This window comes from Streptosporangium sp. NPDC050855 (assembly GCF_044456585.1).
In the GTDB taxonomy this organism is placed as follows: domain Bacteria; phylum Actinomycetota; class Actinomycetes; order Streptosporangiales; family Streptosporangiaceae; genus Streptosporangium; species Streptosporangium longisporum.
Map to the genome: position 1 here is coordinate 189,366 of NZ_JBITFY010000009.1, position 17,529 is coordinate 206,894.

At 71.9% G+C, this 17,529-nt stretch carries 16 protein-coding genes and 1 tRNA gene; 11 read left to right on the forward strand and 6 right to left on the reverse strand.

The features are described 5' to 3' along the window. Positions 1-23: 23 nt before the first annotated feature. From gnd to ACIBCT_RS19590, 9 genes are all read left to right on the forward strand, one after another. Positions 24-968 carry a phosphogluconate dehydrogenase (NAD(+)-dependent, decarboxylating) gene (gene gnd, locus ACIBCT_RS19550; RefSeq protein ID WP_399190331.1) on the forward strand — a complete coding sequence of 315 codons (945 nt, stop codon included), beginning with the start codon at positions 24-26 and terminating at the stop codon, positions 966-968. Between the two features lie 226 nt (positions 969-1,194). Continuing rightward, entirely contained in the window at positions 1,195-2,370 is a 1,176-nt protein-coding gene (gene recF, locus ACIBCT_RS19555; protein ID WP_399190333.1) for a DNA replication/repair protein RecF, read from the forward strand. After that, positions 2,360-3,013, forward strand: coding sequence for a DUF721 domain-containing protein (locus tag ACIBCT_RS19560; RefSeq protein ID WP_399190335.1), 654 nt, complete (start codon positions 2,360-2,362; stop codon positions 3,011-3,013). Before recF ends, ACIBCT_RS19560 begins: the two co-directional genes overlap by 11 nt. Positions 3,014-3,332: 319 nt before the next feature. Continuing rightward, complete coding sequence (gene gyrB / locus ACIBCT_RS19565; protein WP_399190337.1) at positions 3,333-5,276, forward strand: DNA topoisomerase (ATP-hydrolyzing) subunit B; 1,944 nt, start codon at positions 3,333-3,335, stop codon at positions 5,274-5,276. A 31-nt stretch (positions 5,277-5,307) separates the two neighbouring features. Further along, positions 5,308-7,875 carry a DNA gyrase subunit A gene (gyrA, locus tag ACIBCT_RS19570; protein ID WP_399190339.1) on the forward strand — a complete coding sequence of 856 codons (2,568 nt, stop codon included), beginning with the start codon at positions 5,308-5,310 and terminating at the stop codon, positions 7,873-7,875. Beyond that, complete coding sequence (locus tag ACIBCT_RS19575) at positions 7,872-8,774, forward strand: DUF3566 domain-containing protein (RefSeq protein WP_399190341.1); 903 nt, start codon at positions 7,872-7,874, stop codon at positions 8,772-8,774. The genes gyrA and ACIBCT_RS19575 overlap by 4 nt, the downstream gene beginning before the upstream one ends. Before the next feature lie 227 nt (positions 8,775-9,001). Next, a tRNA-Ile gene (locus ACIBCT_RS19580) sits at positions 9,002-9,075 on the forward strand. 356 nt (positions 9,076-9,431) lie between these two features. Beyond that, on the forward strand, positions 9,432-9,623 hold the full coding sequence (locus ACIBCT_RS19585) for a hypothetical protein (protein WP_399190343.1): 192 nt from the start codon (positions 9,432-9,434) through the stop codon (positions 9,621-9,623). A gap of 15 nt (positions 9,624-9,638) precedes the next feature. Then, positions 9,639-9,863: a hypothetical protein gene (locus ACIBCT_RS19590; protein ID WP_399190346.1), complete on the forward strand. Its 225-nt coding sequence runs from the start codon at positions 9,639-9,641 to the stop codon at positions 9,861-9,863. A 230-nt stretch (positions 9,864-10,093) separates the two neighbouring features. Here the strand turns inward: ACIBCT_RS19590 and ACIBCT_RS19595 are convergent, their stop codons facing one another. Continuing rightward, positions 10,094-11,926, reverse strand: a complete 1,833-nt coding sequence (locus tag ACIBCT_RS19595; RefSeq protein ID WP_399190348.1) for a CDGSH iron-sulfur domain-containing protein — start codon at positions 11,924-11,926, stop codon at positions 10,094-10,096. Then, entirely contained in the window at positions 11,923-12,228 is a 306-nt protein-coding gene (locus ACIBCT_RS19600; protein ID WP_344892351.1) for an antibiotic biosynthesis monooxygenase family protein, read from the reverse strand. The genes ACIBCT_RS19595 and ACIBCT_RS19600 overlap by 4 nt, the downstream gene beginning before the upstream one ends. 65 nt (positions 12,229-12,293) lie before the next feature. On the opposite strand from ACIBCT_RS19600, the gene ACIBCT_RS19605 reads away from it, so the two are divergent. Further along, positions 12,294-12,905 (forward strand): TetR/AcrR family transcriptional regulator, encoded by a 612-nt coding sequence (locus ACIBCT_RS19605; protein ID WP_399190351.1) that lies wholly within the window; start codon positions 12,294-12,296, stop codon positions 12,903-12,905. Positions 12,906-13,067: 162 nt separating this feature from the next. Here ACIBCT_RS19605 and ACIBCT_RS19610 read toward each other — a convergent pair whose 3' ends face one another. The 3 genes from ACIBCT_RS19610 to ACIBCT_RS19620 form a co-directional block, all read right to left on the reverse strand. Beyond that, positions 13,068-13,625 (reverse strand): cysteine hydrolase family protein, encoded by a 558-nt coding sequence (locus ACIBCT_RS19610; protein ID WP_399190353.1) that lies wholly within the window; start codon positions 13,623-13,625, stop codon positions 13,068-13,070. Positions 13,626-13,699: 74 nt separating this feature from the next. Beyond that, the gene (locus ACIBCT_RS19615) at positions 13,700-14,398 is read right to left on the reverse strand and encodes an alpha/beta hydrolase (RefSeq protein WP_399190355.1); all 699 of its coding nucleotides are present in this window, start codon (positions 14,396-14,398) and stop codon (positions 13,700-13,702) included. Positions 14,399-14,648: 250 nt separating this feature from the next. Next, the gene (locus ACIBCT_RS19620; RefSeq protein WP_399190357.1) at positions 14,649-15,665 is read right to left on the reverse strand and encodes a sigma-70 family RNA polymerase sigma factor; all 1,017 of its coding nucleotides are present in this window, start codon (positions 15,663-15,665) and stop codon (positions 14,649-14,651) included. Between the two features lie 125 nt (positions 15,666-15,790). On the opposite strand from ACIBCT_RS19620, the gene ACIBCT_RS19625 reads away from it, so the two are divergent. Next, positions 15,791-16,345, forward strand: coding sequence for a hypothetical protein (locus ACIBCT_RS19625; protein ID WP_399190359.1), 555 nt, complete (start codon positions 15,791-15,793; stop codon positions 16,343-16,345). A 259-nt stretch (positions 16,346-16,604) separates the two neighbouring features. On the opposite strand, the gene ACIBCT_RS19630 is transcribed toward ACIBCT_RS19625, so the two are convergent. Next, positions 16,605-17,504, reverse strand: a complete 900-nt coding sequence (locus tag ACIBCT_RS19630) for a manganese catalase family protein (RefSeq protein ID WP_399190361.1) — start codon at positions 17,502-17,504, stop codon at positions 16,605-16,607. Positions 17,505-17,529 lie beyond the last annotated feature (25 nt).

The window sequence follows — 17,529 nt, forward strand, 5'->3', positions numbered from 1 at the left end:
AAGACCCTGAAGGGGGTGCTCGTATGCAGATCGGCATGGTCGGACTGGGCAAGATGGGCGGCAAGATGGCCGAGCGGTTGCGCCGCGGCGGTCACGACGTCGTCGGGTACGACCGCGATCCCGCGGTCAGTGACGTCTCCAGCCTGGAAGAGCTCGTCGAACGGCTCCAGGCGCCGCGGGCGGTGTGGGTCATGGTGCCCTCCGGCGAGCCGACCAGGGCCACGATCGAGGCGCTCGCCGGCGTGCTGTCGTCCGGCGACCTGATCGTCGACGGCGGCAACTCGCACTACGTGGACGACCAGAAGCACGGCGCCGCGCTGAGCGCCAAGGGCATCGGCTTCGTCGACTGCGGCGTGAGCGGCGGCGTGTGGGGACTGGAGAACGGCTACGCGCTCATGGTCGGCGGCGAGCCGGCCGACGTCGAGCGGGTGACGCCGATCTTCCAGACCCTCAAGCCCGAGGGCGAGGACGGCTTCGTGCACGCCGGCAGCATCGGCGCCGGCCACTTCGCCAAGATGGTCCACAACGGCATCGAGTACGGCATGATGCAGGCCTTCGCCGAGGGCTGGGAGCTGCTGGAGGCCTCCGACATCGTCAAGGACGTGCCCGGCGCGTTCAAGAGCTGGCGCCAGGGCACGGTCATCCGCTCCTGGCTGCTCGACCTGATGGTCCGGGCGCTGGAGGAGGACCCCGACCTGGAGCGCCTGGAGGGCTACGCCCAGGACTCCGGCGAGGGCCGCTGGACGGTCAAGGCGGCCGTCGACCTGGCCGTCCCGCTGCCGGTGATCACCGCCGCCCTGTACGCCAGGTTCGCCTCCCGTCAGGACGACTCGCCGGCCATGAAGGTCGTCGCGGCCCTGCGCAACCAGTTCGGCGGCCACGCCGTCACCTCCCGGGCGGGCTCGGTCGAGAAGGGCGCCGACTCCCCCGGTGCCGACGTCGCCCCGCCCCCCGAGGCCACCGGCTGAGACGTGCCGGTACGGCCCGCGCCACGCCCGCCGAGGGCCGGACGCGGGCCGTACGCGGGCCCGGTGGGCGCGCGTGAGGGTGCGGCGCGGCCGCAGGCGCGGCGCGGGCGTGGCACGGGCGTGACGGCCACGCGGGCCCGTGCCGAGGGCGTGGCGCGACCCGGCCCGCGGCCGTACCGGGGACGGAACGCCCCGCAGGACGGTGGGGGCGACTAATCTTCCTGGGGTGCATGTCGCCCATCTCTCCCTGACCGACTTCCGGTCCTACGAAACCGTCGATCTCGGCATGGAGCCGGGGATCACGGCCTTCGTCGGGCCCAACGGCATGGGCAAGACCAACCTCGTCGAGGCGCTGGGGTACGTGGCGACGCAGGCGAGCCACCGGGTCGCCAACGACGGGCCGCTGGTCCGCCAGGGCGCGGCGCGCGCGATCGTCCGCTCGGTCGTGGTGCGCGACGACCGGCGCGCGCTGATCGAGCTGGAGATCAACCCCGGCAGGGCCAACCGCGCCAGGCTGAACCGCTCCCCCGTCCCCCGCCCCCGCGAGGTCGTCGGCCTGCTGCGCACCGTGCTGTTCGCCCCCGAGGACCTCGCCATGGTCAAGGGCGACCCCTCCGAGCGCCGCCGCTTCCTGGACGACCTCCTGGTGGCCAGGACGCCCAGGTTCGCCGGGGTGCGCGCCGACTACGACCGGGTGCTCAGGCAGCGCGGCGCCCTGCTGCGCACCGCCGCGCAGGCCCGCCGGGGCCGCGGCCGGAGCACGCGCCGGGCCGAGAGCGACGCGGCGTTCGCCGAGGCCGGCGCCGGGGACCCGCTGAGCACCCTGGAGGTCTGGGACTCCCACCTGGCCGAGCACGGCGCCGAGCTGCTCGCCGCCCGGCTGGAGCTGGTCGAGACGCTGCGCCCGCTGGTCGCCGCCTCCTACGCCCGCCTGGCGCCCGACTCCGCCGCCGCGGACCTGGAGTACCGCGGCACCCTGGCCGCGGGCGCCGGCACCGACCGCGCCAAGCTCGCCGAGCTGCTGCGGTCGGCCCTGCTGGAGGTGCGCGCCTCCGAGCTCGAACGCGGGGTGACCCTCGTCGGGCCGCACCGCGACGACCTGTTCCTGGGCCTGGGAGAGCTGCCCGCGCGCGGCTACGCCAGCCACGGCGAGTCGTGGTCGTTCGCGCTGGCGCTCAGGCTGGCCGCCTACGACCTGCTCAGGGCCGACGGCGGCGATCCGGTCCTGATCCTGGACGACGTCTTCGCCGAGCTGGACAACAGGCGCAGGCGCCGCCTGGCCGAGATGGTCGCCCCCGCCGAGCAGGTGCTGATCACCGCCGCGGTGCCCGACGACGTGCCGGTGGAACTGGTCGGGGGACGCTTCGACGTGACGGAGGGGGGCGTGGCCCGTGTCCGGTGACGACCCGTCCGCCCCGGCCGCGGGTCCCGCGACCGGGCCCGCGGCCTCCGGGACGACAGGGGGCGGCGCGGGCACCCCGACACCCGGCGGCGCGGAGGGCGCAGGTCCGGGCGGGGAGCGTACCGGAGGCGACGGGGTGGCGCCGGGGTCGGCGAAGAGCGCGGCCGCCCGGGGGGCGGCGATGGCCAGGGAGAAGCTGGCCCAGGCCAAGGCGGACGCGGCCAAGCGGGGGCAGCTGCCCCGCCGCGAGCCCAGGCGCCGGGCCTCGGGGGCGCGCAGGGACTCCGGCGACCCGCAGCTGTTCGGGCGGGCCATCGCCGACCTGCTGGCCGACCGGGGCTGGGAGCAGCCCGTCGCGGTCGGCGGGGTCTTCGGGCGCTGGCAGGAGATCGTCGGCGCGGACATGGCCGCCCACACCAGGCCGGAGACCTTCGCCGAGGGCGAGGTGGTCGTGATCGCCGACTCCACGGCCTGGGCCACCCAGGTCCGGATGCTGGCGCCGACACTGGTGAGAAGGCTGAACGAGGAGCTCGGGGACGGCACGGTGCAGCGCGTCAAGGTCCGCGGGCCGCAGAACGGGCCCCGCCGCAACGGGGGCCTGCGCGTCACCGGAAGCCGCGGCCCGGGCGACACCTACGGGTGACCCGCGGGCCTTCCGGCGGTCGATCCGCCGCCCTGGAACGGATCAGCGGGCCCTCTGACGCGACGGACCCCGTCCGCGTAGGGGGATGTTCACGATGATGATCGTCGCGCGACAGGCCATTCCAGAGGCCGTCAATGCCACAGGATGTGCTCTGAGCCGCTAGAATGAAATCGAATTCCGGACACGTCCGTTTGCGTGTCACCCCCGGCGTCCCTGCCGGTTCCCCTGGGTGAGCGCATCGGGGCATTCACGACGGTGACGGGCACGGCGGGGCAACACGGTCTCCCTGCCGCGTGTCCGCGGCAGGAGGATTTCGCACTTGTCCTACGACGCTAGCTCAATCACCGTTCTCGAAGGGCTCGAGGCGGTCCGCAAACGCCCCGGCATGTACATCGGCTCCACCGGAGAACGCGGTCTGCACCACCTCGTCTACGAGGTCGTGGACAACTCCGTGGACGAGGCCCTGGCCGGTCACGCCGACCGGATCGAGGTGACCCTGCTCGCCGACAACGGCGTCCGGGTCGTCGACAACGGCCGTGGCATCCCGGTCGGCAACGTCCCCGGCGAGAACCGTCCCGCGGTCGAGGTCGTGCTGACCGTGCTGCACGCGGGCGGCAAGTTCGACGACAAGTCCTACGCCGTCTCCGGCGGTCTGCACGGCGTGGGCGTCTCCGTGGTCAACGCCCTCTCCAGCAGGCTGGAGGTGGAGGTCCGCACGGAGGGCCACTGCTGGCGGCAGACCTACGTCGACACCCGGCCGACGGCTCCCCTGGTCAAGGGCGAGAAGACCGACGAGACCGGCACCTCGATCACCTTCTGGGCCGACGAGACCATCTTCGAGACCACCACGTGGCACTTCGAGACGCTCTCGCGCCGCTTCCAGGAGATGGCCTTCCTCAACAAGGGCCTGACGATCTCCATCAAGGACGAGCGGCCCGACTTCGTCAACGGCGAGCCCAAGGAGGTCGTCTACCACTACGAGGGCGGCCTGTCCGACTTCGTCCAGCACCTGAACTCCAAGAAGGAACCCGCGCACGTCTCGGTGATCGACTTCGAGGAGCAGGGCGAGGGCATCGCGGTGGAGATCGCGATGCAGTGGAACAACTCCTACAGCGAGTCGGTCTACACCTTCGCCAACACGATCAACACCGCCGAGGGCGGCACCCACGAGGAGGGCTTCCGCGCGGCCCTGACGTCCATCGTCAACCGCTACGCGCGCGAGCAGAAGTTCCTCAAGGAGGGCAAGGACGACAACCTCGCCGGTGAGGACATCCGCGAGGGCCTGACCGCGATCATCTCGGTGAAGCTGGCCGACCCCCAGTTCGAGGGCCAGACCAAGACCAAGCTGGGCAACACCGAGGCCAAGTCGTTCGTCCAGAAGGCGTGCAACGACCACCTGCGCGACTGGTTCGAGCGCAACCCCGGCGAGGCCAAGGACATCATCACCAAGTCCCTGCAGGCCTCCCGTGCCCGTCTGGCGGCCCGCCAGGCCCGCGACCTGACCCGGCGCAAGTCGCTGCTGGAGTCGGGCTCCGGCCTGCCCGGCAAGCTGGCCGACTGCCAGTGGAGCGACCCGGAGAAGTGCGAGCTGTACATCGTCGAGGGCGACTCGGCGGGCGGCTCGGCCAAGGGCGGCCGCGACTCCAAGTTCCAGGCGATCCTCCCGATCCGCGGCAAGATCCTCAACGTCGAGAAGGCCCGGATCGACAGGGTCCTGCAGAACAACGAGGTCCAGGCGCTGATCACCGCCATGGGCACGGGCGTGCACGACGAGTTCGACATCGCCAAGCTCCGCTACCACAAGCTGATCCTGATGGCGGACGCCGACGTCGACGGCCAGCACATCACGACGCTGCTGCTGACCCTGCTGTTCCGGTTCATGCGCCCGCTGATCGAGGCCGGGCACGTGTACCTCTCCCAGCCCCCGCTCTACAAGATCAAGTGGGACCGCAGGGGCGACGACGCCTCCTACGCCTACTCCGACCGGGAGCGCGACGCGATCATCCAGGCCGGTATCGAGTCGGGCAAGCCCGACCCCCGGCCCCGTGACAACGTGCAGCGCTTCAAGGGTCTGGGCGAGATGAACGCCTCCCAGCTCTGGGAGACGACCATGAACCCCGACACCCGACTGCTCCTCCAGGTCACCCTCGACGACGCGGCCCAGGCCGACGAGCTGTTCAGCGTGCTCATGGGTGAGGACGTCGAAGCCCGCCGTTCCTTCATCATTAGGAATGCCCGGGACGTCCGTTTCCTCGACGTGTAGCGGTAGCCGTACCAGAAAAGGATCTTGACCTGTGACGGAAGTCAACACTCCGCCCGGCCCTCCGGTGGACCGCATCGAGCCGGTCGACATCCAGTCCGAGATGCAGCGCAGCTACATGGACTACGCGATGTCGGTCATCGTCTCGCGTGCGCTGCCGGACGTCCGCGACGGCCTCAAGCCGGTGCACCGCCGCGTGCTGTACGCCATGTACGACGGCGGTTACCGGCCCGACCGCGGCTACTTCAAGTGCTCCCGCGTCGTCGGTGACGTCATGGGCTCCTACCACCCGCACGGCGACTCGCCGATCTACGCGACCGTGGTGCGGATGGCCCAGCCCTGGTCGCTGCGTTACCCGCTGGTCGACGGCCAGGGCAACTTCGGCTCGCCGGGCAACGACCCGCCGGCGGCGATGCGCTACACCGAGTGCAAGCTCGCGCCCATCGCCATGGAGATGCTGCGCGACATCGACAAGGACACCGTCGATCTCGTCCCCAACTACGACGGGCGCTCCCAGGAGCCGACTGTCCTGCCCTCGCGCTTCCCCAACCTCCTGGTCAACGGGGCGACGGGCATCGCGGTCGGCATGGCCACCAACATCCCGTCGCACAACCTGCGGGAGGTGGCCTCCGGCATCACCTGGTGCCTGCAGAACCCCGACGTGACCGACGAGGAACTGCTCGAGGCGCTGATCGCCCGGGTCAAGGGCCCCGACTTCCCGACCGGCGCGCTGATCGTCGGCCGCCGCGGCATCGACGACGCCTACCGCACCGGCCGCGGTTCGATCACCATGCGGGCGATCGTCGAGGTCGAGGAGGACGCCAAGGGCCGCCAGTGCCTGGTCGTCACCGAGCTGCCCTACCAGGTCAACCCGGACAACCTCGCGCTGACCATCGCCGAGGCCGTCAAGGAGGGCCGGATCACCGGCATCGCCGACGTCCGCGACGAGAGCTCCTCGCGCGTCGGCCAGCGCCTGGTGATCGTGCTCAAGCGCGACGCGGTCGCCAAGGTGGTGCTGAACAACCTCTACAAGCACACCCAGCTGCAGACCACCTTCGGCGCCAACATGCTGGCCCTGGTCGACGGCGTGCCGCGCACGCTCAGGCTCGACCAGTTCGTCAAGCACTACGTGGCGCACCAGATCGAGGTCGTGGTCCGCCGGACCCGCTACCTGCTGCGCAAGGCCGAGGAGCGGGCGCACATCCTGCGCGCGCTGCTCAAGGCCCTGGAGCGGATGGACGAGGTCATCGCGCTGATCCGGCGCTCGCCCTCGGCCTCGGCGGCCCAGGGCGGCCTGATGACGCTGCTGGAGATCGACGAGATCCAGGCGCAGGCCATCCTGGACATGCAGCTGCGCAAGCTGGCCGCCCTGGAGCGCCAGCAGATCACCGACGAGTACGACGTGCTGATGGCGCACATCACCGACTACCAGGCCATCCTCGCCTCGCCCGAGCGGCAGCGCACGATCATCCAGGACGAGCTCGCCGAGCTGGTCGGACGCTACGGCGACGAGCGCCGGACGGAGATCATCGCCTACGAGGGTGACATGTCCATCGAGGACCTCCTCGCCGAGGAGGACATGGTCGTCACGATCACCCGGGGCGGCTACGCCAAGCGCACCAACACCGACCTGTACCGGGCGCAGAAGCGCGGCGGCAAGGGCGTGCGGGGCGCGCAGCTGCGCCAGGACGACATCGTCGACCACTTCTTCGTCACCACCACGCACCACTGGCTGCTGTTCTTCACGAACAAGGGCCGCGTCTACCGGGTCAAGGCCTACGAGCTGCCCGACTCCGGACGCGACGCGCGCGGCCAGCACCTGGCGAACCTGCTGGCCATGCAGCCGGACGAGATCGTCATGGAGGTCCTGGACCTGCGCGACTACGAGGTCGCCCCGTACCTCGTGCTCGCCACCCGCAGCGGCCTGGTGAAGAAGACGCGCCTTTCCGAGTACGACTCGCCGCGCACCGGTGGCCTCATCGCGATCAATTTGCGCGAGGATGACGAGGTGATCGCAGCCAGGTTGGTGTCGGAGGAGGACGACCTCCTCCTCGTCTCGCGCGGTGCCCAGTCGATCCGCTTCACGGCCTCGGACGAGGCCCTGCGGCCGATGGGCCGGGCGACCAGCGGTGTGATCGGCATGCGCTTCCTCGACGGCGACGAGCTCCTGTCGATGAACCGCATCGCCGACGGCGACGACGTGCTCGTCGCGACCGAGGGCGGGTACGCCAAGCGCACCCCCGCGGACCAGTACCCCGTCCAGGGACGGGGCGGGAAGGGCGTCCTGACGGCCAAGATCGTCAGCGCCCGTGGCAAGCTTGTGGGTGCGGTCATGGTGAGGCCCGAGGACGAGGTCTTCGCGATCACGTCCGCCGGGGGCGTCATCCGGACCAGTGCCGGAGAGATCAAGCAGTCCGGCCGCCAGACGATGGGGGTTCGGCTGATGAATCTCGCGGAGGGGGACAGCGTCGTGGCGCTGGCCCGTAACGCCGAGGCCATGGAGAACGGCGAGGACGGCATCGGGATCGTCGAGGCGCCACAGGACGGCGCGACCGCCGGGCTCGCAGAGCTCGCGGAGCCCGGGGAAGGGGACAACCCGTGAGCGCTCAGGGAAAGCCGGGCTCACGTCCCGCCGCATCACGACGCGACCAGGCGATGGAGAAGATGGACAAGACCGCCGAAGCCGGTGACGTCGAGACGGCCTCCCCGCAGGTCAACGGCGGTTCGCCCGCACCGGGAACCGAGGAGCCGGCAGCCGACGCCAAGGGCAGGAAGAAGGTGTCGGCGGCCGACGACGGCAAGCAGGCCGAGACCACGGTGCGGATCCGTCCCGGATCCTCGCCCTCGTCCCCGCCTTCGTCCCCGCCTTCGTCCGCGTCCGGGCAGGCCCGGCCGTCCGGGCAGCCGCCCAGGCCGTCCGGGCCGGGTGGCCCGCCGCCGCGGTCGTCGGCGCAGCCGTCCGCACCCTCCCAGCCCTCTGTCGCACCGCCGTCCTCCCCGTCCTCCTCGTCGCAGCAGGCAGGGCAGCAGAACCGGGCGGCCTGGTCACCGGGGAGCATGTCGTCCTCCTCGCCCTCACCGGACGGGTCCGGCCGCAAGGCCGGTGACGCTCCCGCCCCGAGGGCGCCCCGCAAGGCACACCTGGTGCTGCGCAGGATCGAGCCGTGGTCGGCCATGAAGTTCAGCTTCGTGGTGTCGCTGGTCTGCTTCGTGGTGCTGTTCATCGCCGTCGCGGTGCTCTACATGGTGCTGTCCGGCCTGGGGGTGTTCGAGAACATCATCCAGCTGGTCAACCAGCTCACCGTCGCCGACGGCAAGTCCACCAGCGGTATCGACGTGGCCTCCTGGTTCGAGCCGGTCCGCATCCTGGGCTACACCGCCCTGATCGGCGCGGTCAACGTGGTGCTCATCACCGCCCTCTCCACCCTCGGAGCGGTGATCTACAACGTCGCCTCCGACCTGGTCGGCGGCGTCGAGGTCACCTTCAGCGAGGCCGAGTAGCCGTTCCCGTCCTCTCCCCGGCCCTGCCGGCCGGGGAGAGCACGGTGACCCCGCCCCGGGCGCCCCGGGAGCGCGACACCGGCACGGTGGGCCCAGGGCGGAAGCCCGGGGCGGTACGGCGAAAAGCATGGCGCAAGCAGGTGCCGAAACAGGGTAAGCTTTTCCCTGTTCGAGCGGACGGGTTCGCCTCCACCAGATGGACGCGAGGCCGTTCACGTGTGTGATGCGGGGCTATAGCTCAGACGGTTAGAGCGCTTCCCTGATAAGGAAGAGGTCCCAGGTTCAAGTCCTGGTAGCCCCACCCAGCTCAGAGGCCATTTCCCGGTTCGGGAAGTGGCCTTTTCGGTCTTCCGGGTGACCGGGGTCCCCCGGCCTCGCCGGGGAAGATCATGTTCATCGCTTCCGCTGCTCACGCCCGGCGGTGGCGTGGTCGCCGCGGGCACCGTCTGCCTCCCTCCTTCGACCGGCCGACCGCTTCCGTCCCGGACCCGTCCGGGGTTCGCGACACCGGTGTCCCTCTGCCGACCACCGAAAAGATCGACTTTGTCGTCGAGACGGTGGACACCTCACCTCGGACCGCCGATTCGGCGTGACTGGTTTGCCGGGTGTCCACTCGGGGAGGGCAGCCCTCGCAGCCATGGTTGGGAGAGGAGCCTCATGACACAGCCACAGCAGCCGGAACTCCGGCGGTCCGGCAAAGGCGGCAGCAGCGACGAGGAACTGGACGTCGTGCCGGAGTCGCCGAGCAATCACGCGGGCGGGCAACCGCACGGCACCGACAAAGGCAACAAGGGCGGCGGCGAAGGGGGAGGAGTTCCTCCCGAGCAGCAATCGCCGTACCCGTCCTGACGACGAGGAGACCTCATGACCAGTCAGCCCGGAAACGACGGAGACCCGATCGAGCGCGGGGGAAGCGAGGAGGCGACCGGCACGCCGCTGACCCCGACGGAGGAGGAGACGTCCAGGCGCCCCGCGGGCGCCACACCCGGCGTCACACCCGCCGCCGGACCGGAGGCGTCCGAGGGGCAGGCCGAAAGCGACGCGGAGTTCGAGCGGCGCAAGGAGCTCAACCCGGACGACTTCGAGTAACGCGGGCAGGCGCGGTCGGCACGTGATCACCGTGCTCGGCCGCGGCGGCCCTGACCACGGGCACCTCGGACCGGCGCGTGGGGAACCACGCCCGGCTGCGTCGCGGGATCACCCGAGCAGCCGGGCGAACGGGTCCGGGAGCCGTGCGGCACCCACCTGGGCAACCCGCTCGACCGGCGCGGGGCCGATCGGAACGATCAGGAACGGCCGGGTCTACGTCCTCCGTCCGTTCACCCCGGGGTGCCCTCGGCGACCCACCGGGCGAAGACGTCGACACGGTCGGCCGGCCAGGGGGCGTCGCACGGCATGTCGCCCCGGCGAAGGCGTACCAGGATGGCCTCGGCGTGCCGGGCGACGTCGGTGTGGGACCACAGGTCGAAGGCGGAGCTCATCGACCTGCGGTCGGTCTCGCGGAACAGCGGCCTGATGTGCGCGGCGAAACCGAGGGGTTCGCCGGGGCCGGGCAGGCCGGCCGCCGGTTCCTCGGCCACCGGGGCCAGGGCGGAGACGCGGGAACCTGGGGTGGCCGAGCACACCCACCACCAGCGGGGTACCGGCATGTGCGGTGGCGGGGCGGCGCCCGGCTGGGAGTTCTCGACCGCGATCCGGGAACCCCACTCCACGTAGGAGACGAAGGCCGCCCGGAACTCCGGGTCGGACGGCAGGCCGGCATCGTCGGCGGCCCGTACGATGAGCCGGGCCCAGCGCGCGCGCCACTCCTCGGTCAGCGCCTTGCCCGCGTGCTCGGCGATCATGTGCTCGTAGCCGCCGTAGCGTTCCGTGTAGAGCCTCGGGCCGCCGAAGGTCTCGCACAGCCAGGCCGCCACGCGCTCGGGATGGTCGGGTGACATCCGGGAGAACAGCGGCGCGAGCAGCGGATCCTGCGGGACGTACGTGCCGTAGAAGATCTGCGTCATCCGGGTCAGCGCCGGCAGTCCCCCGGCCCACTCGTACAGCGTGGGGTTCTCGGAGAGCGGTGGGTCGGTGAAGCCGACATCGTGGTGCATGCCACTGCAGAACGGCTTGTTCCGGGACCGGCCGCACCGGCAGAGGCTGTAGTGCTCGGTCGAGGCGCCGGCGTCGCGCGGCTCGGGCCGGCCGTCGTCACCGGTCAGCGGGATGCCGCCGGTGATCCGGTAGGGGCCGTCCCTGGAGATCTCGACGACCGTCTCACGGCGCTGGGGGGCGGGTTCCTGCCCGTCGATCGCGTAGCCGAGCGCGCCGGAGGGGCAGGTGCGCACCGCTCGCACGATCTCGTCCATCCGGCCGCCGCTGGGCGCCACGAACGGTTCCCTCCCCTGCCGGAACACCGTCGGCAGCCGGTCGGTGCAGAACCCCGAGTGGGCGCACAGGCCACGGTCGTCCAGGACGGTGATCTGGACGCCCTCGTGGCCCTCCCGGTGGCCGGGCACCCGCCGGGGGTCCTTGTCGCCGCTGAACCCGGTGCGCGCGTGGCTGCCGTCGCACAGCGGTTTCATCGCCGAGGCCCCGCACCGGCACAGCGCCATCTGGGGGAGGACCGTGATCGGCTCGCCCAGCCAGTCGGTGATCCGCGAGGGGTTGGTGACCAGGTACGGCCCGTCGGCCGCGACCTGGATCTGCGGTGTCAGGGCGGCCTGGATCTCCCGTAGCTCGGCGACCCGTGCCGCCCTGGTCCCGGCGTCGTCGGTGAACAGCCAGGCCAGATGCTGCAGCGCGGCCGTCGCCTCCTGGACGCCGGTCGGCAGGCCGGGCAGGGTGCGCAGCCGGGTGGCGTCCACGGCCAGCCGCCACAGGCGCTCTCCCGGCGTCCCGGGCTCCGGTTCCGCCGCCCGCCCGTCGTCCTCGCCGGCCGGTGTCCCGGGCTCATGCCCGTCGTCCTCGACGGTCAGGCGGGCGAGTGCCTCGGACAGCGGCCGGACGACCGAGTCGTCCAGCGGTTCGGCGCCCTCCTCGACGGTCATGAGACGGGTCAGGTCCCGGTCGAGCAGGCGGGCGCGCCCCAGTAGCGCCCGTAGTTCCGTGATCGCCGCCTGCCGCGCCGACCGCGCCGTGCTCGCCGCGTCCACCGGCGAGCCGGTCATCGGGCCGTCCCGCTCTGGCGGACGACGTAGTGCTTCATCTCCTGGATCTGCGGGATGAACGGCCGTACGGCGGCGAGGAAGACGCGGAAACCGGGGCTGCCGCGGAAACCCTGTTCGTGCCCCTCCACCGAGTCCCACTCGATCCGCACCACGTAGTTCTCGGGTTCCTCGACGCCACGGGCGATCTCGTAGGCCAGGCAGTGCGGGTCGGCGTCCAGGACGGGGGAGGCGGCCCGGTAGGCCCGCTCGAACTCGTCTGCCTGGGAAGACGGAACGGTATAACGGATGTACTCGATGACCACGGCCACCATCCTCGGCTCGAATGCGATTAATCAATACAATACAGTATTGGATTGGAGCGTCCGGTGTGAGTCAGAAGCAGGGCCGGGCTCGTGACAGCGCGATCGACGATCGGGTCCTCGCCGTCGCGGCCAGGCATCTCTCCCGGTACGGGTACGCGGCCATGTCCCTGTCGGCGGTCGCGGAGGAGGCCGGCACCACCCGCCAGGCCCTGTACCGGCGCTGGCCGGGCAAGGCCGACCTGGCCGCCGCGGTGATCGCGACGCTGGAGGACGAGGAGGGCCCGGACTCACCGGCCACCGACCCGTTCGCCGCGCTGGTGGCCGAGCTGACCGACTTCCAGCGCGGGGTGTCCATGCCCGGAAGGCTGTCGCTGGTGGGCACCATGCTCCAGGACACCACCGACCCCGATGTCCGCGCCCGCTACCGCGCCCGTGTGGTCGCCCCCCGGCGCGCCAGACTCCTGGCCGTCCTGGAGACCGCGCGGCGGCTCGGGCGCATCGACGCCGAGGCCGACCTGGAGGTCGCCCTCACCATGTGCACCGGCTCCTGGTACGGCCGCGAGCTCGCCGGAGCCCCCCTGCCCCCGCGCTGGCCGGAGCGGACGGCCGCGCTGGTGTGGCGGGCGCTCGGCGGCCGGGTTCCGGCCGGACGGCACGATGCCGCCGAGGACGACTGAGCCGTCCCCGGCGGCACCTTCCCTGCACGTCCCTGAGCGTCCCCGCGTGCCTTGGTGCGGTAGGAAGCCCGGGGCGGGAGCCTGAGGGCGAGGGGCTCCGGACGGGGGTCTTCGGAGGTCTCCGGACGAGAGCCTCAGGACGAGAGCCTCAGGACGAGAGCCTCAGGGCGTGCCGAAGTCGACGTCCGCGGTCGTGACCGTCCCGGCCGTCCGCCCGGGCGCCGTCTCGTAGGTCCAGTACAGGTTCGTGTGCGCGATGACCTTCTCCGGGGGCGGCGCCCCCCACTCCGTCTGGTCCTCGGCCGTGTGGGCGTCACTGACCAGGATCGTGTCGTACCCCCGGACGAGCGCGCCGTGCAGTGTCGCGCGGACGCACTGGTCGGTCTGCGCGCCGGTGACGACGAGCCGCCCGACGCCGAGGTCCGACAGCACCGTCTCCAGGGTCGTCTCCTCGAAGGAGTCGCCGTAGTGCTTCTCGACGACCGGCTCGGTCTCGTCCGGAGCCAGCTCGGGGACGATCTCCCACCCCTCGCTCCCCCTTTCGAGGTCCTCGTCGGAGTGCTGCACCCAGACGACCGGGACCCGTTCGCGCCGTGCCTTCCCGACGAGGCCGCCGATGTTCGTGACGACCGCGTCGCGTTCGTGGCCCTTCTCGACGACGGCGTTCTGCACGTCGACGACGAGCAGGGCGGTGTTCGGCCGGTTCTTCAGCGTGGTCATACTCTCCCTTTTGTACCGACGGGGACTTGTGTCCAGGATCACAGTAGGCATCGCCACCGGCAGAGCGACACCGGTTATCGCTCCGGCTCCGATGCCGTACCGGGGCCCGTGTACGCCTCCAGCCGGTCGGCCAGCTCGCGGGGACGGGCGAGGGCGACGGCGTGGCCCCCGTCCATCTCGTCGGGGACGATGCCCAGGCGCTCGCGCACGACGCGGCGGGTGAACTCCGCCGGGAGGAAACGGTCGTCGCGGCAGAGCAGGAACCGCGTCGGCACGGCAGGCCAGGAGGTGAGCGGCCAGGGCTCGGTGAACGGGGTCGCGGACTGGTCGCGGCCCCTGCGCCGGGCCTCCGCCGCCAGACCGGGCGGGACGTCGTGCAGGAACAGGGCGATGTCGTCGTCCGGGGCCCGGCCGTCGAGCTCGTCCCGCTCGCGCCGCGCCCGCTCCCAGCCGGTCGCGGCCCACCAGTCCCCGGCCGTCTCGCCCGGTGAGGGGATCATCGCCGTCAGCAGCACCAGCAGCTCGACCGGTACCCGCTCGCACACCAGCGGCGCGGTGAACCCGCCCAGGGACTGCGCGACCACGACGAGGCCGGTACGGTCGCCCACGGCCTCGACCACGGCGTCCGCGTACTCGGACAGCCCGGCCGAGTCGTCGTCGCACGGCAGGTCGGGCGCGACCACGTCGTGGCCGCGCGCCCGCAGCTCGGCCTCCAGCAGGTGCCAGTACCACGAACCGGACGCGGCGCCGTGGATCAGTACGTAGGTGGTCATGCCGGGTTCCTCCTCGTCGGCCGCGCTCGTCGCGACCCTCACCGTCGAGACGGCGGGACACCGGAAAAGGGGTCACCCCTGCGGCGGGCCGGTGCGTCGCCCGGCCGGACACGGGATCACCGGTGACTCCCCCACGGACGGCGGCCGGACACGGGACCGCCGACCACGGACGGCCGGACGCGGGACGGTCGACCACGGACGGCCGGGGGACGGTCGACCATGGGCGGCCGGACGCGGGAATCGCCGACGGTCAGGGCGACGTCGCCGGCAGCCCGAACGCGGCGAACAGGCGCGGCTCGAAGACGGTGATCTCCACGATCCTCCCGTCCTCGATCCGCAGCACGTCGATCACCTGGGCCCGGTACTCGCGGGCCCCCGGCGGCCTGACGTACCCCGCCACGGCAGGCTGCCGGTTCGCCCGGGTGGGCACGCTCCGCCACCGCCCCCCGTACAGCGGAGAGCCGGGTCCGAAGGCGTCCGCGGCGAAGGCCGTGACCGCCTCGCGCCCGGCGAACCAGAACGGGAGGGGAGGCATCGTCATCCGCACGTCCTCGTGGAGCAGCCGGGCGAGCGCTGAGGCGTCGGCCCGCTCGTGGGCCTCCATGAAGCGCCGCAGGAGCTCCCGTTCCCCGGCGCTCGGGGCCGTGGACGGCGCCCAGTCCAGGCGGCGTTCCGGCAGGTGCGTCCGCAGCGTCGACCGTGCCCGCCGCAGGGCGCTCTTGACCGAGTCGACGCTCGTTCCGAGCAGCGCGGCGGTCTCCTTGGCGGGCCAGCCGAGCACGTCCCGCAGGATCAGTGCCGCCCGCTGGCCGGGGGGCAGGTGCTGGAGGGCGGCGAGGAAGGCCAGCTCGATGGTCTCCCTGCCCACCACGGCCGCGTCCGGTCCGGCACCGGGCGCGAGGGGTTCCAGCAACCGGTCCGGGTACGGCTGGAGCCAGGGGATCTCGGCCGGCACGGCCGGCGCGTGCGCTTCCCGGGGTGCCTCGCGCGGCCGTGGCCGGCGCGGATGCCGGTCGAGGAAGTCCAGGCACGCGTTCGTGGCGATCCGGTAGAGCCAGGCACGGACGGTGGAGCGGCCCTCGAAGGTCCCGCGTCCGCGCCAGGCCCGCAGGAACGTCTCCTGCACCAGGTCCTCGGACTCCTCCAGCGAGCCGAGCATCCGGTAGCAGTGCACCCGCAGCTCCCGCCGGTGGCGCCCGACCAGCTCGGCGAAGGCCGTCTCGTCGCCCGCCCGGACGGCGTCGGCGAGCGCTCCGTCCTCGTTCATGATCCCCCCGGTGTCCACGCCACTCGTCCCCGTTGGGACGGGCGAACGGCCGCGAAGGGGTCGGTCCGTACCCGGGTGAGGTCCGTGACGTCGAACCGTTCGGGGCGAGGATACGTGATGAGGGCATGAGACACAGGTTCGTCGCCGTCCCGGCCGCCGTCGTCGCCTTCGCGGCCGTCATGGCCGTTCCCGGTACGGCGTGCGCCTGCAGCTGCGTGGCGTCGGGCCCCCGGGAGCGGGTCGAGCGCGCGGCGGTCGCCTTCACCGGGACGGTGGTCGCCCTCCGCCGGGTGCCCGCGGCCACCCCCGGGCCTCCCCCGTCGATCGTGTACGTCTTCCGGGCCGATCAGGTCTACAGGGGAAGGACCGGGACCCGCATCGAGGTGGCGAGCAGCACGAGCGGGGCCGCGTGCGGATACTCCTTCGACGTCGGCTCCCGGTACCTGGTGCTCGCCTCGGACGGCGGGAGGAGCCTGGCCGGGAGCGATCCGGGCGTCGCGCTGAGCACCGGGATCTGCCACGGGAACCTGCCCGTCCGGGCCGGTGACCGGCCGTTGCGCGAGCGGGACGGGATCCACCGGGGGGAGCCGCTCCGCCGGGAGCTGCTCGCCGCACTCGGCACGCCCGAGCCGCCGTCCTCGTCCTCGTCGGATGGGGGGATGCGGCGCCGCGGGCGGTGAGACGTCCCGGCCGGCCTCATCGGGGGTGCCGGTCGGGACCACACCCTCCTCGTGAACCGCCGGGCGGCCACCTCTCCGGGTGAACCACCGGAGACCGGCCCGCGGTGACGGGACGTCCGGCGCGTCCGGAAGGGCCGGCGAGAGGCGCGGGGAGGGGTGTGGAAGGAGCGGGGCGCCACCGTGACCCCGGTCGGACGGGTGTCACGGTGGCGCCCTCGGCCCGCCTCGGTTCCGCCGGACCGGATCGGACCGGGCCGGCTCAGGTCAGCTTGTCCTTGAGCTTGCCCAGCGGGCCGGCCTCGGTGCCGAGGGCGGGGCCGCTCGGCGCGCCCATGCTGCCGTCGTAGGTGGCGTAGAGCAGCGGGTCGGGCGGCGGCGGGCTGGCGGGACCGCCGAGCGGCTGAGGGTCGAGAAGGTAGGAGAACTCGTGCCGTCCGTCCGGCATGAGGCCGGACGCCCAGCCTCCCTGCGTGCCCTCGGTCCCCTCCGACAGGTCCCAGATCGCCGAGGCGTGCTCGGCGTACTCCTCGTCGAACAGCGCGTTCGGGGCGACGACGTCCTCCAGGCCGTCCGCCTGGAGCTCCTCGATGGCCTTCAGCCACATGTTCTGGTGCAGGGTGTCGCGGGCCAGGTTGAACTTGAGCATGTCGCGCACGCCCGGGTCGTCGGTCATGTTGTAGAGCCGCGCGGTCTGCAGGCGGCCCTGCGCCTCGGCCGCGACGTTGGCGTAGAAGTCGGCCAGCAGGTTGCCGCTCGCCACGATGAAGCGGCCGTTCCACGGATACCCGTTGCTGTCGGCCAGCACGGGGCCACCGCCGGAGATGATGGCCTGCTGCGGATCCATCCCGCCCAGCACGGCGCCGACCACCGGATCGGCGGCGGCCATCTTCGTGGTCGCGGTGGCGGGCGCGCCCTCCAGAAGACGAGCGATCATGGTGGCGATCATCTCGACGTGACCGATCTCCTCGGTCGCGACATCCATGATCAGATCCTTGTACTTGCCGGGCATCCGGCAGTTCCAGCCCTGGAACAGGTACTGCATGGCGACGGTCATCTCACCGTAGGCGCCACCGAGCAGCTCCTGGAGTTTGTGGGCGTAGACCGGGTCGGGCTTCTCGGGCTTGGCTTCGAACTGCAAGGGCTTGGTGTGCAGAAACATCAACCGCTCCTCGTGTCGGACTCTG

What these genes read in the sequence shown, in the direction of transcription:
- gnd (WP_399190331.1), top strand. Translation starts at nt 24, where the DNA reads ATGCAGATCGGCATGGTCGGACTGGGCAAGATGGGCGGCAAGATGGCC.
- ACIBCT_RS19585 (WP_399190343.1), top strand. Translation starts at nt 9,432, where the DNA reads ATGACACAGCCACAGCAGCCGGAACTCCGGCGGTCCGGCAAAGGCGGC.
- ACIBCT_RS19590 (WP_399190346.1), top strand. Translation starts at nt 9,639, where the DNA reads ATGACCAGTCAGCCCGGAAACGACGGAGACCCGATCGAGCGCGGGGGA.
- ACIBCT_RS19595 (WP_399190348.1), bottom strand. Translation starts at nt 11,926, where the DNA reads ATGACCGGCTCGCCGGTGGACGCGGCGAGCACGGCGCGGTCGGCGCGG.
- ACIBCT_RS19610 (WP_399190353.1), bottom strand. Translation starts at nt 13,625, where the DNA reads ATGACCACGCTGAAGAACCGGCCGAACACCGCCCTGCTCGTCGTCGAC.
- ACIBCT_RS19615 (WP_399190355.1), bottom strand. Translation starts at nt 14,398, where the DNA reads ATGACCACCTACGTACTGATCCACGGCGCCGCGTCCGGTTCGTGGTAC.
- ACIBCT_RS19620 (WP_399190357.1), bottom strand. Translation starts at nt 15,665, where the DNA reads ATGAACGAGGACGGAGCGCTCGCCGACGCCGTCCGGGCGGGCGACGAG.
- ACIBCT_RS19625 (WP_399190359.1), top strand. Translation starts at nt 15,791, where the DNA reads ATGAGACACAGGTTCGTCGCCGTCCCGGCCGCCGTCGTCGCCTTCGCG.
- ACIBCT_RS19630 (WP_399190361.1), bottom strand. Translation starts at nt 17,504, where the DNA reads ATGTTTCTGCACACCAAGCCCTTGCAGTTCGAAGCCAAGCCCGAGAAG.